This is a genomic window from Spirosoma sp. 48-14, assembly GCF_001898575.1.
Lineage (GTDB): Bacteria > Bacteroidota > Bacteroidia > Cytophagales > Spirosomataceae > Spirosoma.
In genome coordinates this window covers 408853-432275 of sequence record NZ_MKUD01000045.1, presented here as the reverse complement: position 1 = coordinate 432275, position 23423 = coordinate 408853, and the positions used below count along the sequence as shown (strand labels likewise).

Below are 23423 nucleotides of genomic sequence, written 5' to 3'. Positions count from 1 at the left end.
CCAGATTTTCCAGCAACTGGTATATTTTTCTACCCTACAGATAATGTAGTTATTATAAAGGTTACTAAATACCGGGAAAAGACGGTACAAAATAGGGTGTTTTTCCCGTAGCACTTAATCGTACTTAATGTCTAAATATGCCGGATTATCCAATCATATAGAGTACCTAGAAACTAATAAGTTTACCATAGTATATATATTTTAACATATAGGTCGCATATTTTACATATGTTAAAATATATATACCAATCGAATGGTATATATGTAGGAAATTGCATAATTTGACCACCCTGTTTAACTCGATAGTCATATTGTGCTTAACCGTAACTGTTCTGAATGAAATACATATACTTCTTTCTTCTTGTTGGCTTCTCTTTGACTAGCTGTACTAAAAGAGCCGTTGTCAAATTTGCTCAAAAGCCTGCTGAGTTAACGTCATCCGATATATTGACAGAAATAATGCTTGTCAATAAATCACCCCGAATCGTATTACGTGTCCCTAATACAAGGCAGGGTGTAACCAACACACAAAGTGCCGGTAATCAACGCTCCGAAATGGTCAATCCAGTTGTAGTAAAGCAAGCTCCAAAAGGTAAGGCTAATCTTACAACTCAGGTAGTCGAGCAGCAATATGATGAAACAGCTCTGTATAACGCCATTGAGAAACAGTTATTTAAAGAGGGCTTTAGCGTTCGGGACAGAGGTCTTTTTAATCAAGTGTTAGATAATAATCATAGCATCGACTATTCTAAAATTAAAGACTTTACTAATACAGATCTTATTTTAGAACTCGTGAGCCTCGACGGATCAGTAGGTTATACTACGAATGTTTGCTATAGCGATCCCGATAACAAACAGCTTTTAATAGATGAGTATCGCGATCTAAGGGGAGCATCGGTCGAGTTTAAGCTGGTTCACGTAAAAACGAATGAGATTATAGGTTCATACAAACTACATCATACACCCTGTTTAAGTGGCTGTAGAGGACTATATTCTAAAAAAGGTTCTCAGGGCGTATTTGTAATTAGCCCCTGGCTCAAGCCTGGAGAAACAGCCACCAAAAAGCCATACCAACGGTTAGATCAGGATGAATTAGAATCATTTATAATCGATGCTACACAGCAACTGGTTAAAACGATTAAGCCATAAACCCACCTTTTATGAAGAAAACTTTACTAGCAAGCGTACTTATACTATGTACAGCCGCAAGCTTGGTAGCTCAGGATGTAATCTATACAGCTAATGGAGGCCATTTAGAAAATGCTCAGTTGACCGGGGTATCAGACGGAAAGATTACGTTTTCGATGCAGGGCAAAACGGTGACGTTTCAACGACAAAGTATCCTACTGGCCTTTCGCAGTAACGGCAATTTTTTAGTGGTTAGCGAACTTGGTGATGATTTACCGAAGGCTGAACAACGTCTCCAGGCTTATTTATCAGCTCCACCTCTAGCAGCAAGAGATTATCTTATAAAAGCGGTTCCACTAACAGTCATTCCAGCTACTATTTCGTACGAAAATCAAACAATTGTCAACTACGCAACTCCTGAGGGGAAATCGGCATCCATTCCGAAGGGAGAGCTGTTAGGTATTTTGTATCGGGATGGCCATCACACTTTATTTCGGGAGGCCTCCGAGGTTGCTCCTCTATTGATCGAAGTAAGAAACAAACTAACAAAAGAACGTTCGGACGGGAAATCTCAGGCTACAGTCGTTACCGTTACTCAGTCCGTATCAGTCCATACGGCCCCTGTTCCAGTCAACCCACCTTCTGCCCAGCCACCAACGGATACTAAACCTCTTGAGCAAAATAGTGCAGGTAGTCCACCGGCGGTTACTGATGCTACCGATGCCCGTACATTCAGTTTGAGCGAGACCGACTATCAACTCTATCGCAAAAGAGCACTCCAGAAAGTCGACGAGTTTGTCGGATATCTAAACATTATTACGAATAAAAGCCTCCCCACAACAGAGAAAGATGATGCAATTACTGAGGCTGCCAAACTGTTTATGCCAGCTGCGACTATCGAAGTCACGTCAAAAAACAGGCCGGGAGCACGACGATTTCCTATCAAAGAATACTTAACCCGTCTCAAGCTATTGCCTTACAGCTCCGCTAAAATAGAGTGGACCAATATTCAGTATATCAAAGAAATGTCACAGGCTGCCGATGGTAATTACTATGGCGTCATTGCTGGTGAGCAAACGTTTATGGGGTATGGTAGTCAGGGGAATAACGTGATCTATTCCGATGTGACACCCAAGCGCGTTCGCGTTAAACTGGAACGATATCATGTACTGATTGACGGGGCTGATGTGGCCAAATGGAACCTACTATTAGGTAGTATTGGCGTATCAGCTAATTGATTCTGTATGAATCCCAAGTTCAAAATAGGGGTCCTACTGCTCTACGGACTGTATGTACAGGCTCAGACAGTTCAAACAAATAGCTGTCTATTACTCAAGGGAGTTGTGGTCGATTATGCTACCACTAAAGCGTTACAGGGCGCACACTTCTTTGTAAAGCAATCAGCAGCTTTAAAGAAAATTACTACTAGTAATGAGTTAGGAAGGTTTTCGGTCGGAATACCATGTGAAGCGATGACTATTCAAATAGAAAAAAACGGGTACAGGCCCCAAAGCATAACCATACGTGCTTTAGATACCAAACCAAACGTAATAGCCTTTCAAGTTCCTTTACTTGCAGTAGATCGTCAGCAAAACGATCATGCCTATCTGCAATCCGAGCAAAAGGAATACGTTCAGCAAAACAACTCAAATAACTCTACAGAAACTAAGGCCAGTCAACATGGACATTTTAACATAATTGATGCGCTACGAGACAAGCCACTCAAAGCCAGTGTCTGTTTTATTTACACCAAAAATGCCGAGAAGAAATGTACTGATACCGACCCGAACGGCAAACTTGACATAGATTTTACGGAACGAGATATCGTCGCTGTAGAGGTATCAGCAGATAATTATCAACGCTATGAAGGTAATCTGCTTATCGAATCTCTGGATGGCCGCCATGTAACTCATCCTATTGCCCTTCAGCGTGAACTGACAATTTTGGCTATTCAGGCAAACAAAGGTGCTCAATATGAATTAGCTACAAGAACAAAGACTTACAAATTGACTCAGGTGCCTGGGCAGGCGAATTGGTATAGCACATTCGAAGTGTTGCCAGGTACCTATGATCTAATAATCAAACAATCTGGAGCTGCCACCAGTCAGTCAGTTCAGTTGCAAACAGGGCTAAACTATATCACCTTGCCCACCGAAACTCCAAAGAAAACTCCTAAGGCCGTAGCTCCGGCAACCCCTGTGGCCATTCGGCCTGATAGTTTGCCCATGATCTATTTTGAGCAAAGTAGTTATACCCTCCGTACCGATTCCCAGGAAATCCTGAAACAGGTTGCCTTGTATCTCAAGAGTCATCAACGCTTTTTGGTGCAAGTAGAGGGGCATACAGATAATGTGGGGGATGAACGATTGAATAAAGACCTCTCTGAGTTCCGAGCGGCCGTCGTCGTACATTTTTTAACGCGTCAGGGTATCGAAGAAAGCCGTTGCCAAAAAGTGGGGTACGGAAGCCAGTATCCTATATCTCCCAATGATACGGAAGCCAATAAATCGCTTAATCGCCGTGTTTCGCTAAAACTTATCGCTGCCCAATGAAGCAATTATACAGACGCAGACTTCTCTACTGTATGCTAATGCTATGCAATGGCACTATTAGTTGTCATCAGGATCCAGCTGTTCCTCAATCAGCCATACCGGCCGTTTGCCGTATATATCAGCTTATAACCATAAATGAAGGGGCACGAGATACAACCACCTATTACTACAACAAATTTGGATTGGTTGAAAAAAGCACTTATCGGAAGTGGGTAAACGGCCAACTACTTTCCAAAACAGATCAAAGTTATACCTACACAGCAGACTATTATCTATTCTCGCAGATTGATCAGACGAGCACAAGGGCCCCTAATGGAACTCTGGTTCAACAAAATAAAGGATACGCCTTTACTTACCAGGATGGATTGATTCAGGAAATCGCTATCAACGATAATTTGACCAATGCCAAACTTGGCTACAGAAACTACACCTATGAAAATAACCAGTTAAAAACCTATGAAGAACGAAACGGGTCGAAAGGCATGATTAAGCGATATACATTTGATAATGGAGGCAAGCTAATCAACTATGAGGAGCCCAATTCGAACCTGTTGTCGGTGCAAATCACGAAGGGGAAAATCGTTAGCCGACTTTTTCGAGATAGTACTCAGGTTTCCTATGAATACGACAATGAAGGGCAAGTGACATTACAGACTACTATATCTCCCTCAGGAAAGTCTCAGTACGCTTATAGCTATGACTCGAAGCCTTATTGGAACAAGACCCAGTTACTACTGAGAGGCATTCCCTCGCCTGACCTTGGAGAACATATGCCGGTGCATAACCTCATAACATCTACTTATCGCATCTATCAAAATGGCCAGGTAGCAAGTGAGCAAAAGCTTATTCTCAATCATGCCTACACAAAAGAAGGATACTCACTGGGATATGGTCGTAGCGATGGAATGCGTCAGATAAACTATTACAGCAACTGCCTATGAAATACTTTTTTACGCTAATGTTATTGGGCATGTGGCTGCTTGCATCATCCGCTTATGCTCAGAAAAAATCTCAGAAAGTCTATGTCGCCAGCGTCGGCAATACAAAGGCACCTACGGGTGCGCAGTTGAAACGTCGTAACGATGAGATCATTTTTCAGGCGAAGAATAAAGTTAATAACCTCCTTGATCTGCTTAACACACTTACATCAAGTAGTCTTACAGAGTCAGAACGAAACTCTGTCACTCAGAACAGTTATCTGCCTAATCAAAATCAGATTTTCTACAATGATGGGGTGGTTATTGAAGATGACATAGACCCCAGGCACATCTCGTCGGATAACACAGCCGATTTAGTTGTTGACAGGTATCTACGTAACCTGGATCTATTTTATACCAAAGCGGATACGAATACTATTTTCTTTTCTCAGGTACTGACTTCAGCGGTTATCGATGGACCGGAATACCCGTACATAAAAGTCTTCTTCTCATCGAGCTTTAGAGGTAAGCATAATCAGGTTGAGAGTGCATATCAGCCTGTACATCGAGTAGCAGAATTAAAAGCTGAGCTCATCGATGGCAAATGGCGAACCTTTATTACTCGCCTGGCTTTTCTACGGCCTGGTGAAGGAATGGCCCAGCTTACCAAGCCAACTGTTACCCAGGAGCAGGGCCCAAGTCGTTCCATAAACAGCAAACTCATTCCATTTATTAAAACGGGGAGTGCTACCGATACGCTCATCATCAATTGGGACTCACAGTGGCTGAAAATTGCCAGAGCTACAAATGAAGTTGCTCCTCTGGGATTTTACCGACGTAGCACGACAACGAGTGATAAGCAGAATGACATCAGTTTCACCTTCTCCAGAAATGAAAAACGACTCACGTTCAAACAGACTGACGGGGTATTAACCGTATTTACAAAATTTGAAGATCCTGTAAAATTGATACGCCGTCACCGTTTATCTGGGTGGTCTCAGATTGCTGCGGGCTTACTTGGTTTAGGGGCTAGCTATGCAGGGTATTCTACGCTCCAGAATAGCTACAATGATTATACAGCCAAACTAACTTCCCTAAATGCAGAGTATAATCTCTGGAAGACCTTAACGCAACAATCTGGAGGTGGTCCGCCAACTACTCTTTCGTTTAATGACTATTCTACACCTGGTATATACGGCGTATACGGTGGAGGGGCTGTCAGCAGTGGATTGATCGTCAATGGTATAAGACAATTATTGAAAGCGGGCAAAATGAAACGTCAATACAGTAAACTAGCCACCCATTAATACAAACAGCCGTTCCGATATGAACCCAATACCAATTCGAATTTGGCTGGCTATATGCTTGGTAGTAACCAGCCTCAACATAGTGACAGGACAGAGTTTGACACTGTCCAATGTTGATCCAAATGGCAGTTCAAACGACGCCTTCGACGGAAATGTATTTCAGGCCGGTAATCAATTTGGCGATGCTACTATTTATGCATTGTTAAGTGGAGGGGCACAATCATTTCAGATCGTGTCGCCAGCCGAAAGCCTTACGAAAACGATTACCTCATCCGGCTATTTTACCATACGACCGCTGAGCAGCATGGTGGTCGACAAAAGCAAAATTTTAAACTTTTCCGGACCGATTAGTGGAACAGTTACAATAACCGTTAAGCCCTTAAGTATCACGACAATTAGTGCCAATGTTGCTACCGATATTGCCCCTGGATCAGACATAACTGTTTCCTATCGCACTGGTGCGGGAGCCTTTCCTGCTGTATTGGCTTCTGGTAAGTTTAAGGTTCAACTTCTGGACAATAGTGGTAGCCTCATTAGTGATTTGATAAATTCTACGGATCAATATACAGCCAACGAAAAGTCAAGCTCAAGTCGGGGGGATGTACGATCAATTAAAGCAACAATCCCCACAACTACACCTTCTGGTATCTACCGGGTTCGAGTCATCACGCAAGGGTTAACTTCTGATGTTATTGGAAGTGCAAGTAGCCAATTTACCGTCAAAGCTATTGCTCCAACAATTGCTCCTGGTAGTGTAGGTACAAGTAGCTATTGCCCTGGGACAGTTGTGACCTTTCCATTTTCAACAACGGGAGTATTTCCAGTTGGGGATCAATTTAAAGTTCAGTTGATCAATTCATCTGGAGCAATTGTTCAAGACCTGGACGAATCTAGTACTACCTCTCCAATCTACGCTACAATACCCAATGGTTTAGTAGGAGGGGCTTATAAGTTTCGGATAGTCAGTGCAGCTACTGGAGTAATTAGTACGACCAGTACGATCAACCTTTTGACTGCCCCATCACTTACTATTTCAGGGACTAGCAGCATCATCGCTGGTGCCCAGGCTCCTGTTCAACTGACATTTACAGGTACCCCGCCCTATTCATTCACCTTTGTCGATTACGGGCCTGCTTTCGCCCCTACGTATGTTCGTACATCTACATCGTCAACTAACTCGCTGGTCATCAACCCAACAATTTATTCGACAACGACGTACGACAGATCGTTTATTAGAAGCTTTAAAGATAGTGGGTGCGGCACAAGTCAAACGATAAATGGTGCAACTCAAATTACGGTTTCTCCACTTGTTATTACTACTAGTAGCTTATCGGCAAGCTACTGTCCTGGTACAACGATTTCAGTCCCTTTTGCAACAAATGGAAACTTGCCATCAGATGCAATCTGCCAGGTATTGCTTTCTGATAGAAATGGCAACTTCGACAACGGACAAGTTATCGGTACTGGTGGCAGAACAAGTCCAATCAGCGCAACAATTCCTCAAAATACTGCGACAGGAGCTGGGTATTACATCAAAATCGTTTTTCAGAATCCCATTGTTTCAGGAACAATCAATTATAATGATGCACTTAATTCGGCTCCTACATCGCTTATAATTAGTCGCCCGGATTCCCCTAAGGTCACGGACGTATATTTCTGTTCTGGTACTACATTGAGCCAACTAACTGCAACTGGCACCAGCTTAAAGTGGTACAATGATGGAAGTAATCAACCGCTAACCAATGCCCCTATACCGCCTAATGATCGATCCAGTCGTTACTGGGTAACTCAAACAATAAACGGCTGTGAAAGCGCTTCAGTAGCCATAAATGTCTATCAGAAGCCAACTCCATCGGCCCCATCAGTCAGTAATTTAACGTTATGCCAGGGTGCACAGGGGCAGTTTTCAACTTCTATACCTAATCCAATATGGTACACAACGGCTACAGGGGGAACAGGCTCCACGCAACCTCCAACATTAAATAATCAGGCTTCTGGCGATCAGATTGTTTATGTTACCCAAACTGTTGATGGTTGTGAAAGTGCACGAGTTGCTGTTAAAGCTACTGTCTTTCCGATTCCACTGGCTCCAGTCGTACAGCCCCCAGCTCCTATATGCCAGAACGCAACGGGTATTCCTCTAACGGCCACAGGGCAGAATCTAAGCTGGTACGACCAGTCTGGTAAACTATCTGGAATACCTACTCCAATCACCTCAACAACAGGTGTACAGTCTTATTCCGTTACCCAGACCGTCAATGGATGTGAAAGCCCTAAGTCGTTTGTAGAACAGCTAATAAGACCAGCTCCAGCCAATCCCGTAGCCAACTCTGTACGATACTGCGTTGGAGATGTCCCTAAATCCTTAACTGCCAGTGGCTCTAATATAAAGTGGTATACGTCAGTAACAGGGGGAACAGCCTCAAGCAATTCACCAGCCTTTTTTACGGAATCACCAACTATAATTACCTTCTACGTCACCCAAACAGATAACAACAACTGCGAAAGTGCACGGCAGCCTGTTTCCGTTTCTGTAGTTGCTCCTCCCTCTCCACCAACCGTTATTGTGAATCAGATCGTTTGCCAGTTTGCAAAGGCCAATCCGCTCACGGCGTCTCCTAATACTGGATTACAGTGGCAGGGGACAGGCATTACAGGCATAGTCGATACAGCGCCTACACCTAACACAACTCAGCCAGCTACATTTACTTACTCTGTGTCTCAGAAGTCAGGTACTTGCGTTAGTACACCATCCTCCATCACGTACACAGTTCGTAAATTACCTGATCCACCTAAAGTTGTATCACCCGTCGCTTTTTGCATTGGTCAAACAAGTTCTGCTATTTCAGCTACTGCCGATAATCAGCTAACGTGGTACATAAACGCTGACCATTCAGGCCCGGCATCAACACAGGTTTTCGCCAACACGGCTAAGGCTAACGTTGCTACTTTTTACGTGACTCAAACCGACAGCTATAAATGTGAGAGCCTGAATAGTTCTGTTGAAGTTCGTGTTTCTGCCAAATCAACAGCTCGTCTCTCTGGCGATGGTGAAATCTATCCTGGAGACAGTACAGCGATTCGCGTCTATCTGAGTGGAGATGGGCCCTGGACCTTCAATAACTGGAGTGGGCAACAGATTACCGCGAAAGATTCGCTCTATGTGAAGTGGGAAAGGCCAACAGCTACTCGTACCTACGCGATCACCAATCTAAAAAGTGCTTGCGGAACAGGAGATATACTAAATAGCTATACGCTACTGGTTCGAACACCACTCGGCACACAATCGCAGACAGAGCCCCTTTCGTTGAACGTCTACCCAAATCCAACCAATGGCGAGTTGTATGTTGATTGGAGTTCACCCATGCCACAATCAATTACGATTCAACTCTTCAGTCCTGAAGGTAAACATATTGAACAGGTATTCAGACAGGCGTCTAATGCCTTGCAGAGCGAAGCCTTTAAGATGAATAGTTTTCCTTCTGGACTGTATATTTTAAAAGTGAAAACATCAAAGAATGGCGAAATAACTCGACGTATATTGAAGCTTTAGTAGATATTATCTAACACTTAAAAAATCATCCTCTATGCTGAGTTTCAAGCAATTTAACTTTCCTCCTGGACAAGATTTTGTTCCTTCCAAAGAGACTAAAAACTTTTGGCTTTACACAAAAAAAAGTAAGCGAACATTTGGTGGCGTTGTTTTGCCTGGTTTGTTTGAAACGATAGGTTACCCAACGCAGATGCTCGCTTTTTTTACAATTCTATTATTGGAGATTATACCGACTATATACGGTATTGATCAAGGTGTACTATGGCAAGCCATTTTAGCCGCAATATTTATTGATATATTCTTAGCAATTGTATCGCACTTATGGCATGATAAAATTTGCAGACATAAAAATGAAATGGTAAATGCTAATAGTGAGGTCATGAAAGAAGATTTGAGAAGGAAGATTAATACATATAATATGTATACATATATTTTTTATATCCTCATAATCGCTTCAGGTGTGCTTAAATTCTACTTCTTCTTTGACGCATATATGACTACAGATGCAATTGCAGGAGCTGTTTTAGTATGCTACCTTCTTGGTGCGATTCTCCATATAGCTTATACTGGTTATTTTCTTTATACATCGCGGTTCAATTTTAAGATTCAATCTGAGTATAGTAGATATATTTCATCAGGAGGGGTGACCTTTAAGGATAAGACAGGTAAGATTGTGCAGCCGCTTTTTGCTGATGGTATGACTATTCAGGTTCAGCCTGATTCTTCAGGAAACCATAGAATTTTCAAGGGAAACGACGGGTATTATTACTTGGAAACTTGTGGAGTTTTGACTGATAATGAGCTAGCAAATTTAATTGTTAGGCAACCATACGGCGCACAAGGATTTATTGCAAGCAGAGGCTTAGCAAGGCAAATGGAAATTCTTCAAACTAATTAAATTTTGCTTTAGGATGAAAAAACTTTATAGTTTCTTGATAATTTTATTAGCTCTTATTGCCAGTATGTGCACAGGAACCAATGATAATGGAGTTCCGATAAGATCGATTATGAAAATTGGATTATTTGATTCTTTAGCCGTTGATTATGAAGATGATGCAAGAAGGCTTCCAGAAAATTTACGTGAATTATGTGATGTTCTAGTTTCAGATACTAGAGATTGTAAACATACATTTATTTTGGAGCCAACACTTTACCGTATAGATTTAGAAAAAAATTTATCTTTGAAAACTACTATTGAAAAAGGTGGGGCCAAGAACATATACAATCCAAAAGTGATTGGAAAATTAATACAGAAACATTTTGAAGAGCTTGAAATACCAAAAATATTTACAGAAAGAAGTTCGTCAAGCAAAACGTCTTTAGAGCAGCTAAATAGTTTTCTGAAAATTAATTCTCTTCTTGATTCAATCATAATTTTCAACGAAAACAGCTCTTTAGAATATTATATTTTAAATGGCAAGAAATACAGAATATTTACAACCATTGCTGATGTAAGAAATTACATTACCAGTATTTTATGTCAAAGCCCAAAAACGAACTTTAGTTTCCTTATAAATCCGCCTACGCTCAATGAACAACAGAAAGTACCGCTTACTCTAGACATTAAAGAGGTTAACTGCGAAACTGGCAAAATTACCTTAGTAACTACTGGAGGAGATGGGAGTTCAATAAGATTCAGCGCCGATGGTTTACAAAAAGGTTCGCATGATAATGAATTTATAATCCCAAAATCACAGCGAAAAGGCCAAGTATTTAATTTTTTAGCTATACAGGGTGAAATCACGAGGAAAATCAATTACACTACTTCCTGTCCACAGTTGGTGAAACCCACTATAGGCCGTCAGGGGAAAGTTGTGAGTACATTAACAGGTATTAATGGAGACCTTACAATAATGAAAGGCAGTGAGGGATGTGATTTATGTACTCGATATTATAGCGCGACTGATAACCTCGGTCGGATTCATGAGGTAAAAGAAAAAAATTCAATTACTTGTTGCCCCTGTGGGAAAACCATAGAAATGAAAGGCAAGACCTATCGTATGGAATGCGGTGAATCAGGAAACCGACTGGCGCTTGTAGAATAAAATAATTCAACCAAACCTTCCTAAACCTTCAAAAGAAAATGGATTTTAAAGATCAGATTAAGCAGCTCGGAGATCGAGTTACACGGTTAAAAGACTCAATCCTTACCGAAGAAGCTACCAAAACGGCTTTAATAATGCCCTTCCTAACTACACTTGGATACGATGTATTTGATCCATTTGAGGTAGTACCTGAGTTTATTTCCGACATTGGTACCAAGAAAGGAGAAAAAGTTGATTACGCGATCATGCGTGAAATCAATGGTAAACCTGAGCCGTGTATGCTAATAGAATGTAAGCACTGGAAACAGTCACTTACTCTACATGATAATCAGCTACTACGTTATTTCCACGTTACAAAAGCCAGATTTGGTATTCTAACTAACGGGATTGTCTATCGTTTCTATACCGATCTGGTTGAACCCAACAAAATGGATGAGAAACCATTTTTAGAGATTAATATGCTCGATCTTCGAGATAACCAGGTAGAAGAATTAAAGAAATTCAGTAAGCCCTATTTTGACGTTGAAACAATAATTTCGACAGCTAGCGAACTTAAATATACGAGTGAAATAAGAGCTCTGATTCAGCAGGAGTTATCAAGCCCATCTGATCCATTTGTCCGTCACTTTGCTAAACAGGTATACGGGGGTCAGCTTACTGCGAAAATGATGGACTATTTCACAAATCTGGTGCGCAAGTCTTTTCAGCATACTTTTTCCGATCAAATAACAGATCGCCTAAAGAGTGCTTTGGACCAGGAAGAGAAAGTAGTACTTAAGCCAGTTACCATAGAATCGCCGAATTTACCCCCTGCGGAAGAAAAGAAAGGATCTACTATTATCACAACCCAAGAAGAGCTAGAAGGCTTCTACATAGTTAGGGCTATTCTCCGAAACACAATCGATGCTAACAGAATTGTGCACCGTGATGCCCAGTCTTATTTTGCGATTCTGCTTGATGATAATAACCGGAAACCGATCTGTCGACTTCACCTAAATGGAAGCAAAAAGTCGATCACGCTTTTCGATGAAAACAAAGCAGAACAACGCTATGAGATCAGCAGCATTGATGACATATTTCTTCATAGTGCTGCCTTGATCAAATCATTATCAGCCTATGAGAAGCCGGTAGCTTCTTGAGTTTGTGATTAGCCTATTCTGCTTAAAATTGTATAAGATGAATCGTCTCCTTCTTTTCCTGATCCTTATATTATCTGGGCCATTATCCTGGGCTCAGGTACACGTTAGAGGTTACTATCGTAAAGATGGTACTTATGTTCGGCCGCACGAACGAACGCGACCCAATAACACTGTCACTGATAATTATAGCTACCCTGGCAATTACAATCCAAACACGGGTAAGATTACTGGTGGTTCTGTATACAATAGCCGTTCGGAACTGCCAGAACCATCACCCCGCCCAAGCTATTCAGCTACGACCACCACTTATTCAGAACCAGTTCCTATCAAGCCAGTTGCTTCAAGCAATTCAATTTCAAATTCGACATTACCGTCAAAGTATCTGTATGCAGAAGTGGAACCGAATGCTGCTCTGAGAAAAGACCCAAGTTATCTGGCTAATTCCACTTATGCCATTCCCAAAGGCTCATTGGTGAAAATAGTTAAGTACGACGAGAACTATTATCAGGCTGAAGTTAATGGGCATACCGGATATGTTTGTACCTGTCAGGTCAAAAAGACATTCGTAAACCCTTAAAAAGGCCAAAAATCTACGTAAGGCAGACTAACACTTGCATAAAGAGCGATCAACGTAGGTTTTATTTCCATTACTATTGATGTAATAGCATCCACCTTGTGGCCCTTTATATAGCTTTCGGTTTTTGGCATCAAAGCCACATGGAGTATCAGTCGGTCCGTACAGGCTTGTAAGTTTTCGTGCGTAAACTACTTCTTAAACTTTGAGGTAGTTTTGAAAGGAAGTTAATATTCGCTGCTGATTCAATTGAAGATGGGCTGACTAAATAATCATCCCAATCTTTATCTTCTGAAAGTTGTGTGTTGGGCCAGTCGATGGAAATAACAATCGTTTGATTGTTGATTCGTGATGCATCATTGTCTCCCTGTGGCAATACAACCACTAGTTTCCAAATGCGAGCCGGAACTACAACTTTGCCGCTTGCTAATACTGACTTTGCGCCATTAGAGCCTGTTCCTTGAGTACCGTATGCGCCAGAATAGATGTATAGTTCATTGCCTTCCCAAACTAGCTCTCGACAGTACTCTTCGAAATTAGCCCAAGCACCCCGGTTTAGCGCTGGTGCTTGAGGGATAATATTGGTCATTAAAAAAGTAGCTGAATTATTTACTTGGGCATCAGTTCGATCTGCACTTGGACAAAGATGCCCTCGATCAAAACCATCTACACTGGAATAATCTGTGGGCTTAACTTGATACCAACCGATCGGCAAAGCACCATCTGGCCGAAAATCATCTTTACGTTCTATGGAACCAAAGTCACTCTTTTGAAGGTGCCAGGCCACCCAATTAGCCTGCCCGCGCGATTTATTATACGAAATAGTGTATTGATCTTTTACCAATAAATAATCATCTGCCTTATCAATACTTGGCGTGATAGTAGTGCCATTCGTTTTATCACTTAGATCTCCTAAAGTTAGATGTATACTATTAGTAGCATTTGCCGAATTAAAGGTGATCGTAAACATTTTTATAACCTGTCCTCCTTTGCCAGTAGCAGTTAAACTTATAGTGTAAGTCCCACCTCTTTGATACTGTATTGTGGGGTTAATATCTGTTGAGTTCTGTCCATTACCAAAATCCCATTCATAGGATTCTGCATTACTCGTCTTATTAACGAAGGAAACTAAGCCGTTTGACTCTGTCCAGGAATAATCGACGCTTGGTTTGATTGACGTAACAGTAACCTCTTGACTAACCTTTGTTTGACCTCCCTGCCCAACGGCAGTTAAGCTAACTGTATATTTCTTGTTTTCTGTATATTTAACTGAAGGGGAGATCTCTGAACTTGCCGTACCATTCCCGAAGTCCCATTGGTAAATGTTAGCTTTAGTTGTAGTATTTACAAAATTGACAAGCCCATCATTACCAAGGCTAACAGAAAAGCTTGCAACAGGTGCTAAAAAGGACGAGACGTCAATAGCTTTTGTAAGCTGATCTGTCCCAGTAGGGTTTTTAACTGTTAATTGAATTGAAAAACTTCCGTTACTGGGAAAAGTATGCCTAGGGCTTTTCTCTGAACTTGTAGTGGAATTATCACCAAAGTTCCAATTGTAAGTATCTGCTTCTGTAGACTGGTCCGTAAACTGAATTGTTCCCTCACCAGAATTTGCCCAGATGAATGAGGCTTTGGGATTGGGCCTTGGAATATCTTTCCTTGAACAGTCGGAAAGCAGTAAGGAAAGTAGTGTGAGTACAAGAAACGTGGAAAGTTGCTTCATTTAAAAGAGGAGGTACGCTTATTACAAAAAAACACTACATGATAATTTGTGCTAATATAGCCAAGATAGTAGTAGCCCATAATCATGTGTCCTAGAGCCATTTATTAAGCCAGCAGTGAAAGCGATTAAAAGAAAAGGATATGATTCAACTCTATTGGTCCAAATACTCTAGAAGTACACCTATTCAATTAATGGTTGGAAAGTAATCTACAATCTCCCATCGACTAACGCTTCAGGAGTAGTAACCGCGCTTTCAGCAATGGGCATTCAGAAACTTCATTTGTACAATGCGAGTAATCTGAGCAAACTTTATGAGTAAAGGGTAGGGTTATTGTTAGTCAATATAAAACGCTCTGTATGCAAATACGTATGCAAACAAAAAACCGTCAACATTGCTGAAGACGGTTTTTTGTTTGTAACTATCTGATTTTGAGAGAGCCAGTGGAGGGATTCGAACCCCCGACGCGCTTGCGCATCCTGATTACAAATCAGGCGGAATCGACCGCTATCCGACACTGGCGATCCTGAATTGTGGTGCAAAAATAGGGTTATTTTCTATTCTATGCAAGCCAATTCTTTTTTTTTAGTTTCAATTAGCCAATAGGTAGTGAAACTAAATCATCTTTTAAGCCTGCGCTACGCGTAACTGATGGCGAAGTTCGTCCAGTTGTTTTTCGGCTTCGGCAATTTTCTTATCTATATCGGCCCGTAACTTATCGGCATTCTTCGAACGGGCGAAAAATTCGATGTTGTTCCTATAGGTAGCAATATCATTTTCAATGGCTGTAATCTTCCGCCGAATGTCGCTCTCACGCTTATTACCTCCTCCATCGCGATCACCTCGGTTGAAATCACGTCCACCACGCGTATTCCCTGATCGAGTCGCTTCTGCTTCGCTCTGGAGCATGATGCGTTCTTTATCTTTAGCAGGAATCTTACCCGTTGCACCAACCAGTGCATTGATAGCGTTGATATAGCGTTTTTGGGTGGCCTGCATATCCTTTTTGGGTACGAAGCCAATCGCGTTCCACTCTTTTTTGAACTCGTTCAATTCAGAGAGGTCTGCATTAGCGCTGGCGGCTGCTTCAATTCGTTCGATCAGAGCGATTTTCTGCGCTAAATTCTCTTCAAATTCACGCTCAGTCTCCTGATTTTTCGACCGCTTTTTATTGAAGAATGCATCGCAAGCCGCTTTGAACCGATCGAAAATGGTATTTTTCTGCTTCTCAGGAACCTGGCCGATGGCTTTCCACTGACGTTGTAGCTCAATGACGGTTTGGGTAATTTCAGGCGACTCTTCGCCCGAAGCCAGAATGGCTTCTACCTGCTCACAAAGCTGTGTTTTAGCCCGAAGGTTTTCCTCCCGTTTGCTTTCGAGCTGCCGGAAAAATTCGCCTTTGTTATGGAAGAAGGTTTTCAGGGCTGCCCAGAACTTCTTACTAAGTTCCTTGCCTTCTTCACGAGGCATAGGTCCTTTGATAGCATTCCAGCGATCCTGCAACGTCATAACAACCTTCGTTTTGTCGTTCCAGTCGTTAATGCTGTTGGAGGTAAAGGAAGTTATAGGAACCAGCTCTTCGTAGATTGCTGATTTCTCTTCGTAGAGTTGGGCCGACTCCTTACGTTGCTCGTTAGTCTGATCCCGACGTTTGTCGTAAAGAACATCAAGAGCAGCCTTCATTCGCCCCCACAGTACTTCCTGCTCGGCTTTAGGAGCCGGGCCTATGTGTTTGTATTCTTCAAACAAGGCATTGGCTTCGTCGATGGTTTGCCGGGTAACCGGGGTTTCTTCCGACGCTTTCGCCATGGCTTCGACCTTCTCAATGACCTCCGTTTTCAGGCTGGTATTGCGTTTGCGATCCAGCTCTTTCAGCTCGAAATAGATGTTTCGATTGCTGTAGTACCGATCAACAAGCGCATGGTAGGTAGCCCAGAGCGTTGCATTGTGTGGCGAGTTCATGTTTCCGGCCGCCTTCCATTCGTCCTGGATTTTCTTGAACTCATTCCAACTGGCTTTTGGATCCCCTGCGTTGTTTTCGTCGTTTTCGACTAGTTCGCGCAATCGGGTAAGTAAGTCCGTTTTCGACGCAAAGTTGGTTTCCTTTGCTTTGTCGAGGTTCTGGAAATAGGTATTTTTCAGACTCTTGATTTGCTTGTATAGCTCTTCGAACCGCAAAACAGCGTCGTCAAACTTATATTCAAATCCTTCATCGGCACCTGTTTCGGCGGTGTAAGCCTGCAAAGCCGCTTCACGCTCGGCCCGCTTCATTTGGTCGAACAGAGGTTTTACCTCTTTAAGAACCTGATCGGCTTTCTTGAAATCACCAGGGGTTACGGTCGCCAGACTAACGGAGGCCAGTTGGGTTTCGAGCAGATTAACAAAATCCTGTTTCGAAAAATGGCTGTAATCGGCTTCTGGGGCTGTGGCCTCTTCTTCAGCTTCCGCCAAATCGGTATACTCGGCTGGGAGCTGCTCAGGGTCAACTAGATTCTCCGTCGTTTCTGCCACGGGTTCATCTGCCAATTCTGCAACAGGCGTTTCTATAACAGGTGTTTCATCAACTGATGCCGAATCCGATGGCGTTTCTTCCTGATTTGCTGCAGCGTCTTCGGGAGTAGCTGTAGCAGTCGGTTCGGTAATAGGAGCACTGTCAACCCCAGTTTCTGATTGGCTTTCAGCGGTTGGTGTGGTTGAAGATTCTGCCTGTTCGGGCGTAGTTTCCTGGCCCTCGACGGTGGTTTCGGGGGTTGTATTGGTATCTTCGGGGGTATTCACTTCCAGCGACTCAGTGGCCTGATTGGTGGTTTCTGATTGCTGGTTAATTTCCTGTTCTTGGTTTGCCATGTTGGGAACGTACCGATTACTTTTGCAAAAGTACGATAATATACGGATTTTCTTGTAGTACAGAAATTGAAAAGCCGTTAAAGGCCTTAATATAATGCCCTCAGCAATTAGTGAGTTACGAAATGAATATACCCTGAACGGGTTGGATAGAGCAGATGTTTTGCCGGACCCGGTAGCGCAGTTTCGGGTTTGGTTCGATGCGGCCTTGCAGGCTAAGGTGCCAGAACCGAACGCCATGCACGTAAGTACCGTGACAAACGAAGGTAGACCCGATGGACGAATTGTGCTCTTAAAGGATGTTTCAGACCAGGGATTTACCTTTTACACAAACTACGAAAGCCGTAAAGGGCGTGAACTCACCAATCATCCTTTTGCCAGCCTGACGTTTTTTTATCCTGAACTTGAACGCCAGATTCGGATTGAAGGACGGGTAGAAAAAGTAAGTAATGAGGATTCGGACGCCTATTTTAGCAGCCGCCCTCGTGGTAGTCAGATTGGTGCATGGGTGTCGCACCAGTCGGAGGTGATCGGCAGTCGTGAGGTGTTGGAAAACCGGCAGCGTGAGCTCGAAACACAGTTTGCAGGGCAGGCCATACCACGACCACCTTACTGGGGGGGCTTTCGTGTAGTGCCCGACGCCATCGAATTCTGGCAGGGACGTCCCAGTCGATTACACGACCGCATTCGCTATAGTAAAGTGGAGGGAGCATGGATCATCGAGCGACTTTCGCCATAAATTGTTGACTGATCGAATTGTTGAATAATTGAATAAATACCTGGCGAGGGTACAATTCAATCATTCAACAATTCGATCAGTCAATTAGTAGTACGGTAAAATTTATAGTTGGGTTGCTTATTGGCAAAAGACTCGTTTCATGCCTCCCAAGAAAGCCAGCGCCAAAAAGGCGATCGACAATCGTACCTTATTCAGCGTTATTTCGGCCTCGTCGGTCGGAACGCTGATCGAATGGTACGATTTTTACATTTTTGGCAGTTTAGCCGCCATTCTTTCCACGCAATTTTTTCCGACCGACAATCCAACGGCTGCGCTGCTGTCAACCCTGGCGACGTTTGCGGCTGGATTTGTGGTTCGTCCGTTTGGGGCCCTCGTATTTGGGCGACTTGGGGATTTGGTAGGGCGTAAATATACGTTTCTGGTTACGCTGGTGCTGATGGGCGGTTCTACATTTGCTATTGGCCTGATTCCGGGCTATGCAACCATTGGTTTCTGGGCTCCCTTGTTGGTTCTTTTCTTACGGCTGGTACAAGGGCTGGCGCTAGGAGGGGAGTATGGGGGAGCGGCTACGTATGTGGCCGAGTATGCCCCCGAAGGACGACGTGGGTATTACACTAGTTTCATTCAGACGACGGCCACGTTGGGCCTGTTTGTGTCGCTGGGTGTGATTTTGCTTACCCGTGAATCGCTGGGAGTTGATAAATTTTCGGACTGGGGCTGGCGTGTGCCGTTTTTGCTGTCCATTGTGCTGGTGGGGGTATCCATACTCATTCGGATGCGTATGGCCGAATCCCCTCTGTTTGCCAAACTAAAAACCGAAGGGAAAATCTCGAAAAATCCCCTGGCCGAAAGTTTCGGTAAGAAGCAGAATCTGAAAATGGTGTTGCTGGCCTTGTTCGGGGCTACGGCTGGTCAGGGCGTGATCTGGTATACGGGCCAATTTTACGCGCTGTCGTTTCTGCAAAAAGCCTGCAACGTTGAGTTTGTTCAGTCGAATGTGATTGTGGCCATCGCGCTGTTAGGTGCTACACCTTTCTTCGTTATTTTCGGGCGACTCTCGGATCGAATTGGCCGGAAGGCGATTATGCTGGCGGGTATGGCGCTGGGCGTTCTGACGTACCGACCCATCTATGACAAAATGTATAATCTGGCTGATCTGAGCCAGCGGGAGGAGTTTACCGATGCCCGTACCATTGACCGGAAACTAAGCCGACAGGATAACGGGAATCTGGTAACGACCATGACAACGACCCATTTTTATTCGGATGGGCTTGTTGCCAAAGACATCGAACGGACCGTTACCCGACCCGATTCGGCCTCGCCAACGATAAAGCCTGATCTTACCAAAGCCGTTGTATTACCGAACAATAGCTTCTGGTTGATGATTCTTCTGGTATTTGTACAGGTGTTGTACGTGACGATGGTCTATGGGCCCATTGCTGCCTTCCTGGTCGAGCTTTTCCCGACGCGTATTCGCTACACATCTATGTCGTTGCCTTATCATGTCGGCAATGGGATTTTTGGGGGATTAACCCCATTTATTGCAACGGCCCTAGTGGCGTCGGCTACTAAAGCCAACGAAGCTGTTCCGGGTTCTGTCTCCAAACCGTATCTGGAAGGACTTTGGTATCCAATGCTGGTTGCCAGTGTTTGCCTGATAATCGGGGCTATTTATTTAACGAATGAAAGAGCGAAAGAGTAAGCGGGCTTACTAGCGTTTGCCTGCTAACCGCTCGCGAACGAGCAATGCTGACATGGTGTGGAACCATCGCTATCATCAGTTATTAAATCTAGCGTATGAATTAGTGAATGCGTAAATGAGTAAATAGCTTTGTCGGCGAATTTTTTCACTCAATCACTCATTCGCTCAATCACTCATTTGATTATGCGTATCCGAACCTTTGACGAGTACCAGGCTGCTTATCAGAAAAGCGTAGAAGACCCGGAAGAATTCTGGGCCGAAATTGCTCAGAATTTTCACTGGCGTAAACCCTGGACTAAAACCCTGCAATGGAATTTTACGGAACCCAATGTAAAGTGGTTTATAGGCGGTAAGCTCAACATTACGGAAAACTGCCTTGACCGTCATCTGGCCGAACAGGGCGATCAGCCTGCTATTATCTGGGAGCCTAACGATCCAGCGGAAGCGGGCGTTACACTAACTTATAAGATGCTGTTCGACCAGGTATGCCGATTTGCCAATGTGCTGAAACGCAATGGTGTACAAAAAGGCGACCGGGTTTGTATTTATATGCCAATGGTGCCGGAACTAGCTATCGCTGTGCTGGCCTGTGCCCGAATTGGTGCTATTCACTCCGTGGTTTTTGGCGGATTTTCGGCACAAAGTATTGCTGACCGGATCAATGATGCACAATGTAAAGTCGTGGTAACGGCCGACGGAGCTTACCGGGGTAATAAAGAAATTCCGCTGAAGAGTACAGTCGATGATGCGCTCATTGGCTGCCCAAGTGTTGAGAAAGTGATTGTGCTAACCCGTACCCGGACGCCTGTTTCGATGCTGAAAGGCCGGGATGTGTGGTGGGAGCAGGAATTGAAACAAGTAACAGCCGAATGCCCGGCCGAAGAAATGGACGCCGAAGATATGCTTTTCATTCTGTACACATCAGGCTCAACGGGAAAGCCCAAAGGCGTTGTCCATACCTGCGGAGGGTACATGGTATATGCGGCCTACACGTTCCAGAATGTGTTTCAGTATGAGGCAGGGCAAACCCATTTCTGTACGGCTGATATTGGCTGGATTACCGGGCATAGCTACATTGTATATGGGCCGCTGGCCTGTGGTGCCACATCGATTATTTTTGAAGGTGTTCCAACCTATCCTGATGCGGGTCGATTCTGGGATATTGTCGATAAATACAAGGTTGATATTCTGTACACGGCTCCCACGGCGATTCGGTCGCTGATGGGGTTTGGACTGGAAAAAGTCGAAAACCACGATTTGAGCAGCTTACAGGTGCTGGGCTCCGTTGGTGAACCAATCAATGAGGAAGCCTGGCATTGGTACGACGAGCACATTGGCAAAGGCCGTTGCCCGATTGTTGATACCTGGTGGCAGACCGAAACGGGTGGCATTCTGATTTCCCCTCTGGCTGGTATCACCAAAACTAAACCAACCTATGCCACGCTACCCTTGCCGGGTGTTCAGCCGATATTGGTGGATGAAAACGGCAAGGAAATCGAAGGCAATGGGGTGAGCGGCAATTTGTGCATGAAATTCCCTTGGCCGGGTATTTTACGGACAACCTATGGTGATCACGAACGCTGCCGCCAAACCTATTTCGCCACCTACCCGGGCTTATACTTTACCGGCGATGGTTGCCTCCGCGACGAAGATGGGTATTACCGTATTACAGGTCGGGTCGATGATGTGCTGAACGTATCGGGTCACCGGATTGGGACGGCCGAGGTCGAAAATGCCATCAATATGCACACAGGTGTGGTGGAAAGTGCCGTAGTTGGCTACCCGCACGACATCAAAGGGCAGGGCATCTATGCCTATGTAATCACCGATCAGGAACCGAACGGACACGATGCCGACTTAACTAAACGCGACATTCTGGCAACAGTAAGTCGGGTAATCGGTCCGATTGCCAAGCCCGATAAAATTCAATTTGTAACGGGGCTTCCTAAAACCCGTTCGGGGAAAATCATGCGTCGAATCCTGCGCAAAATTGCCGAAGGCGATACCAGTAATCTCGGCGACACGACTACCTTGCTCGATCCGGCGGTTGTAGAAGAGATTAAAGCGGGAGCTTTGTAAATCTTTTCTGAGTTTCGCATATAAAAGCGGGTTACAACCATTGATCGATAGTTGTAACCCGCTTTTATATTGTTATTGATTACCTGAATTCAATGAATTGTCATAATACAATCAGCTTTTTAACGGACTTGTAGAATCAATGAATAGCGTTGTTGTTTCATCAAATTATATACTAGATGCGCTTGTAGGGCTTTGTGTTGGCGATGCTCTGGGAGTGCCCGTTGAATTTTTGACTCGTAGTTATTTAAGAGACCATACTCTTACTGACATGATGGGTTATGGCACACACAATCAGCCGCCAGGAACTTGGTCAGATGATAGTTCATTGGCTTTTTGCTTAGCGGAAAGCTTATGTGGCGGGTATAATCTGAATGATATTGCAGTGAAATCTGTGCAGTGGTACGAAGGGATACTCTGGACCCCACATGGCTCTGTGTTTGATATAGGTATAGCTACGTCGGGAGCTTTGCATAGGGTAGCGAGTGGTGTTGATCCGTTAGTTTCTGGGGGTGCTGGAGAGCAGGATAATGGTAACGGGTCATTGATGCGTATTTTGCCGATCGTATTTTATCTTAAAGATAAAGCTATTCATGAGCGTTTTCGGATTATTGCACAGGTGTCCGGGATGACTCATGCTCATATTCGATCAGTTTTTGCTTGTTTTATTTATTGTGAATATGCGTTACTACTAATCAAAGGATTTGAAAAGCGCCAGGCCTTCAAAGCCATGCAGGCAGAAGTAAACGATTTTGTTAAGAAGCATGCAGCCCTTGTAGAAAAGGAACTGAATCACTTCCACAGATTATTGGAAAATCCAATTGGCGACTATGAGATAAGGCCTATCGATCAATATACCGAAGCTGAAATTGCGTCGTCAGGCTATGTCATACACACCCTGGAAGCTAGTATGTGGTCTTTCCTTACAACAAATAGTTATGTTGATGCCGTATTGAAAGCAGTAAATCTTGGTAATGATACAGATACTACTGGCTGTGTAACGGGAGGACTTGCCGGGTTATATTATGGCTTGGAAGCTATACCAGAATCCTGGGTGGATGCTATTGCCCGAAAGCAGGACATTTTTGACCTTGCTACTAGATTGTTTACGGCACTTCATTAAGTT

General features: G+C 43.7%; 17 protein-coding genes and 1 tRNA gene. 14 read left to right on the top strand and 4 right to left on the bottom strand.

Annotation, left to right across the window (positions count from 1 at the left end; genetic code table 11):
• The first annotated feature begins 336 nt into the window (after positions 1–336).
• Genes BGO59_RS24055 through BGO59_RS24010 form a run of 10 tightly spaced genes read left to right on the top strand, consistent with a single transcriptional unit; the run spans position 337 to position 13218 of the window.
• Positions 337–1149, top strand: a complete 813-nt coding sequence (locus BGO59_RS24055) for a hypothetical protein (RefSeq protein ID WP_293687506.1) — start codon at positions 337–339, stop codon at positions 1147–1149.
• A gap of 11 nt (positions 1150–1160) precedes the next feature.
• Entirely contained in the window at positions 1161–2366 is a 1206-nt protein-coding gene (locus BGO59_RS24050) for a hypothetical protein (protein ID WP_293687504.1), read from the top strand.
• Positions 2367–2372: 6 nt separating this feature from the next.
• Positions 2373–3680, top strand: coding sequence for an OmpA family protein (locus BGO59_RS24045; RefSeq protein ID WP_293687502.1), 1308 nt, complete (start codon positions 2373–2375; stop codon positions 3678–3680).
• 32 nt (positions 3681–3712) lie between these two features.
• A complete protein-coding gene (locus BGO59_RS24040; RefSeq protein WP_293687500.1) occupies positions 3713–4621 on the top strand; it encodes a hypothetical protein in 909 nt (302 codons plus the stop codon).
• On the top strand, positions 4618–5904 hold the full coding sequence (locus tag BGO59_RS24035) for a hypothetical protein (protein WP_293687498.1): 1287 nt from the start codon (positions 4618–4620) through the stop codon (positions 5902–5904). Before BGO59_RS24040 ends, BGO59_RS24035 begins: the two co-directional genes overlap by 4 nt.
• Before the next feature lie 19 nt (positions 5905–5923).
• Positions 5924–9457, top strand: a complete 3534-nt coding sequence (locus BGO59_RS24030; protein ID WP_293687496.1) for a T9SS type A sorting domain-containing protein — start codon at positions 5924–5926, stop codon at positions 9455–9457.
• A 34-nt stretch (positions 9458–9491) separates the two neighbouring features.
• Positions 9492–10355, top strand: a complete 864-nt coding sequence (locus BGO59_RS24025) for a hypothetical protein (protein WP_293687495.1) — start codon at positions 9492–9494, stop codon at positions 10353–10355.
• A gap of 13 nt (positions 10356–10368) precedes the next feature.
• Positions 10369–11502, top strand: coding sequence for a hypothetical protein (locus BGO59_RS24020; protein ID WP_293687493.1), 1134 nt, complete (start codon positions 10369–10371; stop codon positions 11500–11502).
• A gap of 38 nt (positions 11503–11540) precedes the next feature.
• Positions 11541–12641 carry a type I restriction endonuclease gene (locus tag BGO59_RS24015; RefSeq protein WP_293687492.1) on the top strand — a complete coding sequence of 367 codons (1101 nt, stop codon included), beginning with the start codon at positions 11541–11543 and terminating at the stop codon, positions 12639–12641.
• 37 nt (positions 12642–12678) lie between these two features.
• Complete coding sequence (locus tag BGO59_RS24010; protein WP_293687490.1) at positions 12679–13218, top strand: hypothetical protein; 540 nt, start codon at positions 12679–12681, stop codon at positions 13216–13218.
• 27 nt (positions 13219–13245) lie between these two features.
• On the opposite strand, the gene BGO59_RS24005 is transcribed toward BGO59_RS24010, so the two are convergent.
• The 4 genes from BGO59_RS24005 to BGO59_RS23990 all read right to left on the bottom strand — a co-directional run bounded on the left by BGO59_RS24005 (position 13246) and on the right by BGO59_RS23990 (position 17783).
• On the bottom strand, positions 13246–13383 hold the full coding sequence (locus BGO59_RS24005) for a hypothetical protein (RefSeq protein ID WP_293687551.1): 138 nt from the start codon (positions 13381–13383) through the stop codon (positions 13246–13248).
• Complete coding sequence (locus BGO59_RS24000) at positions 13367–14938, bottom strand: DNA/RNA non-specific endonuclease (RefSeq protein WP_293687488.1); 1572 nt, start codon at positions 14936–14938, stop codon at positions 13367–13369. The genes BGO59_RS24005 and BGO59_RS24000 overlap by 17 nt, the downstream gene beginning before the upstream one ends.
• A gap of 436 nt (positions 14939–15374) precedes the next feature.
• A tRNA-Thr gene (locus tag BGO59_RS23995) sits at positions 15375–15458 on the bottom strand.
• A gap of 105 nt (positions 15459–15563) precedes the next feature.
• Positions 15564–17783, bottom strand: coding sequence for a DUF349 domain-containing protein (locus BGO59_RS23990; protein ID WP_293687486.1), 2220 nt, complete (start codon positions 17781–17783; stop codon positions 15564–15566).
• 94 nt (positions 17784–17877) lie between these two features.
• Between BGO59_RS23990 and pdxH the strand changes: the two genes are divergently transcribed.
• From pdxH to BGO59_RS23970, 4 genes are all read left to right on the top strand, one after another.
• Positions 17878–18519, top strand: coding sequence for a pyridoxamine 5'-phosphate oxidase (gene pdxH / locus BGO59_RS23985; protein ID WP_293687484.1), 642 nt, complete (start codon positions 17878–17880; stop codon positions 18517–18519).
• A 139-nt stretch (positions 18520–18658) separates the two neighbouring features.
• Positions 18659–20221 carry an MFS transporter gene (locus BGO59_RS23980; protein WP_293687482.1) on the top strand — a complete coding sequence of 521 codons (1563 nt, stop codon included), beginning with the start codon at positions 18659–18661 and terminating at the stop codon, positions 20219–20221.
• Positions 20222–20404: 183 nt separating this feature from the next.
• Positions 20405–22300, top strand: coding sequence for an acetate--CoA ligase (gene acs / locus BGO59_RS23975; protein ID WP_293687480.1), 1896 nt, complete (start codon positions 20405–20407; stop codon positions 22298–22300).
• 139 nt (positions 22301–22439) lie between these two features.
• Entirely contained in the window at positions 22440–23420 is a 981-nt protein-coding gene (locus BGO59_RS23970) for an ADP-ribosylglycohydrolase family protein (RefSeq protein WP_293687478.1), read from the top strand.
• Positions 23421–23423 lie beyond the last annotated feature (3 nt).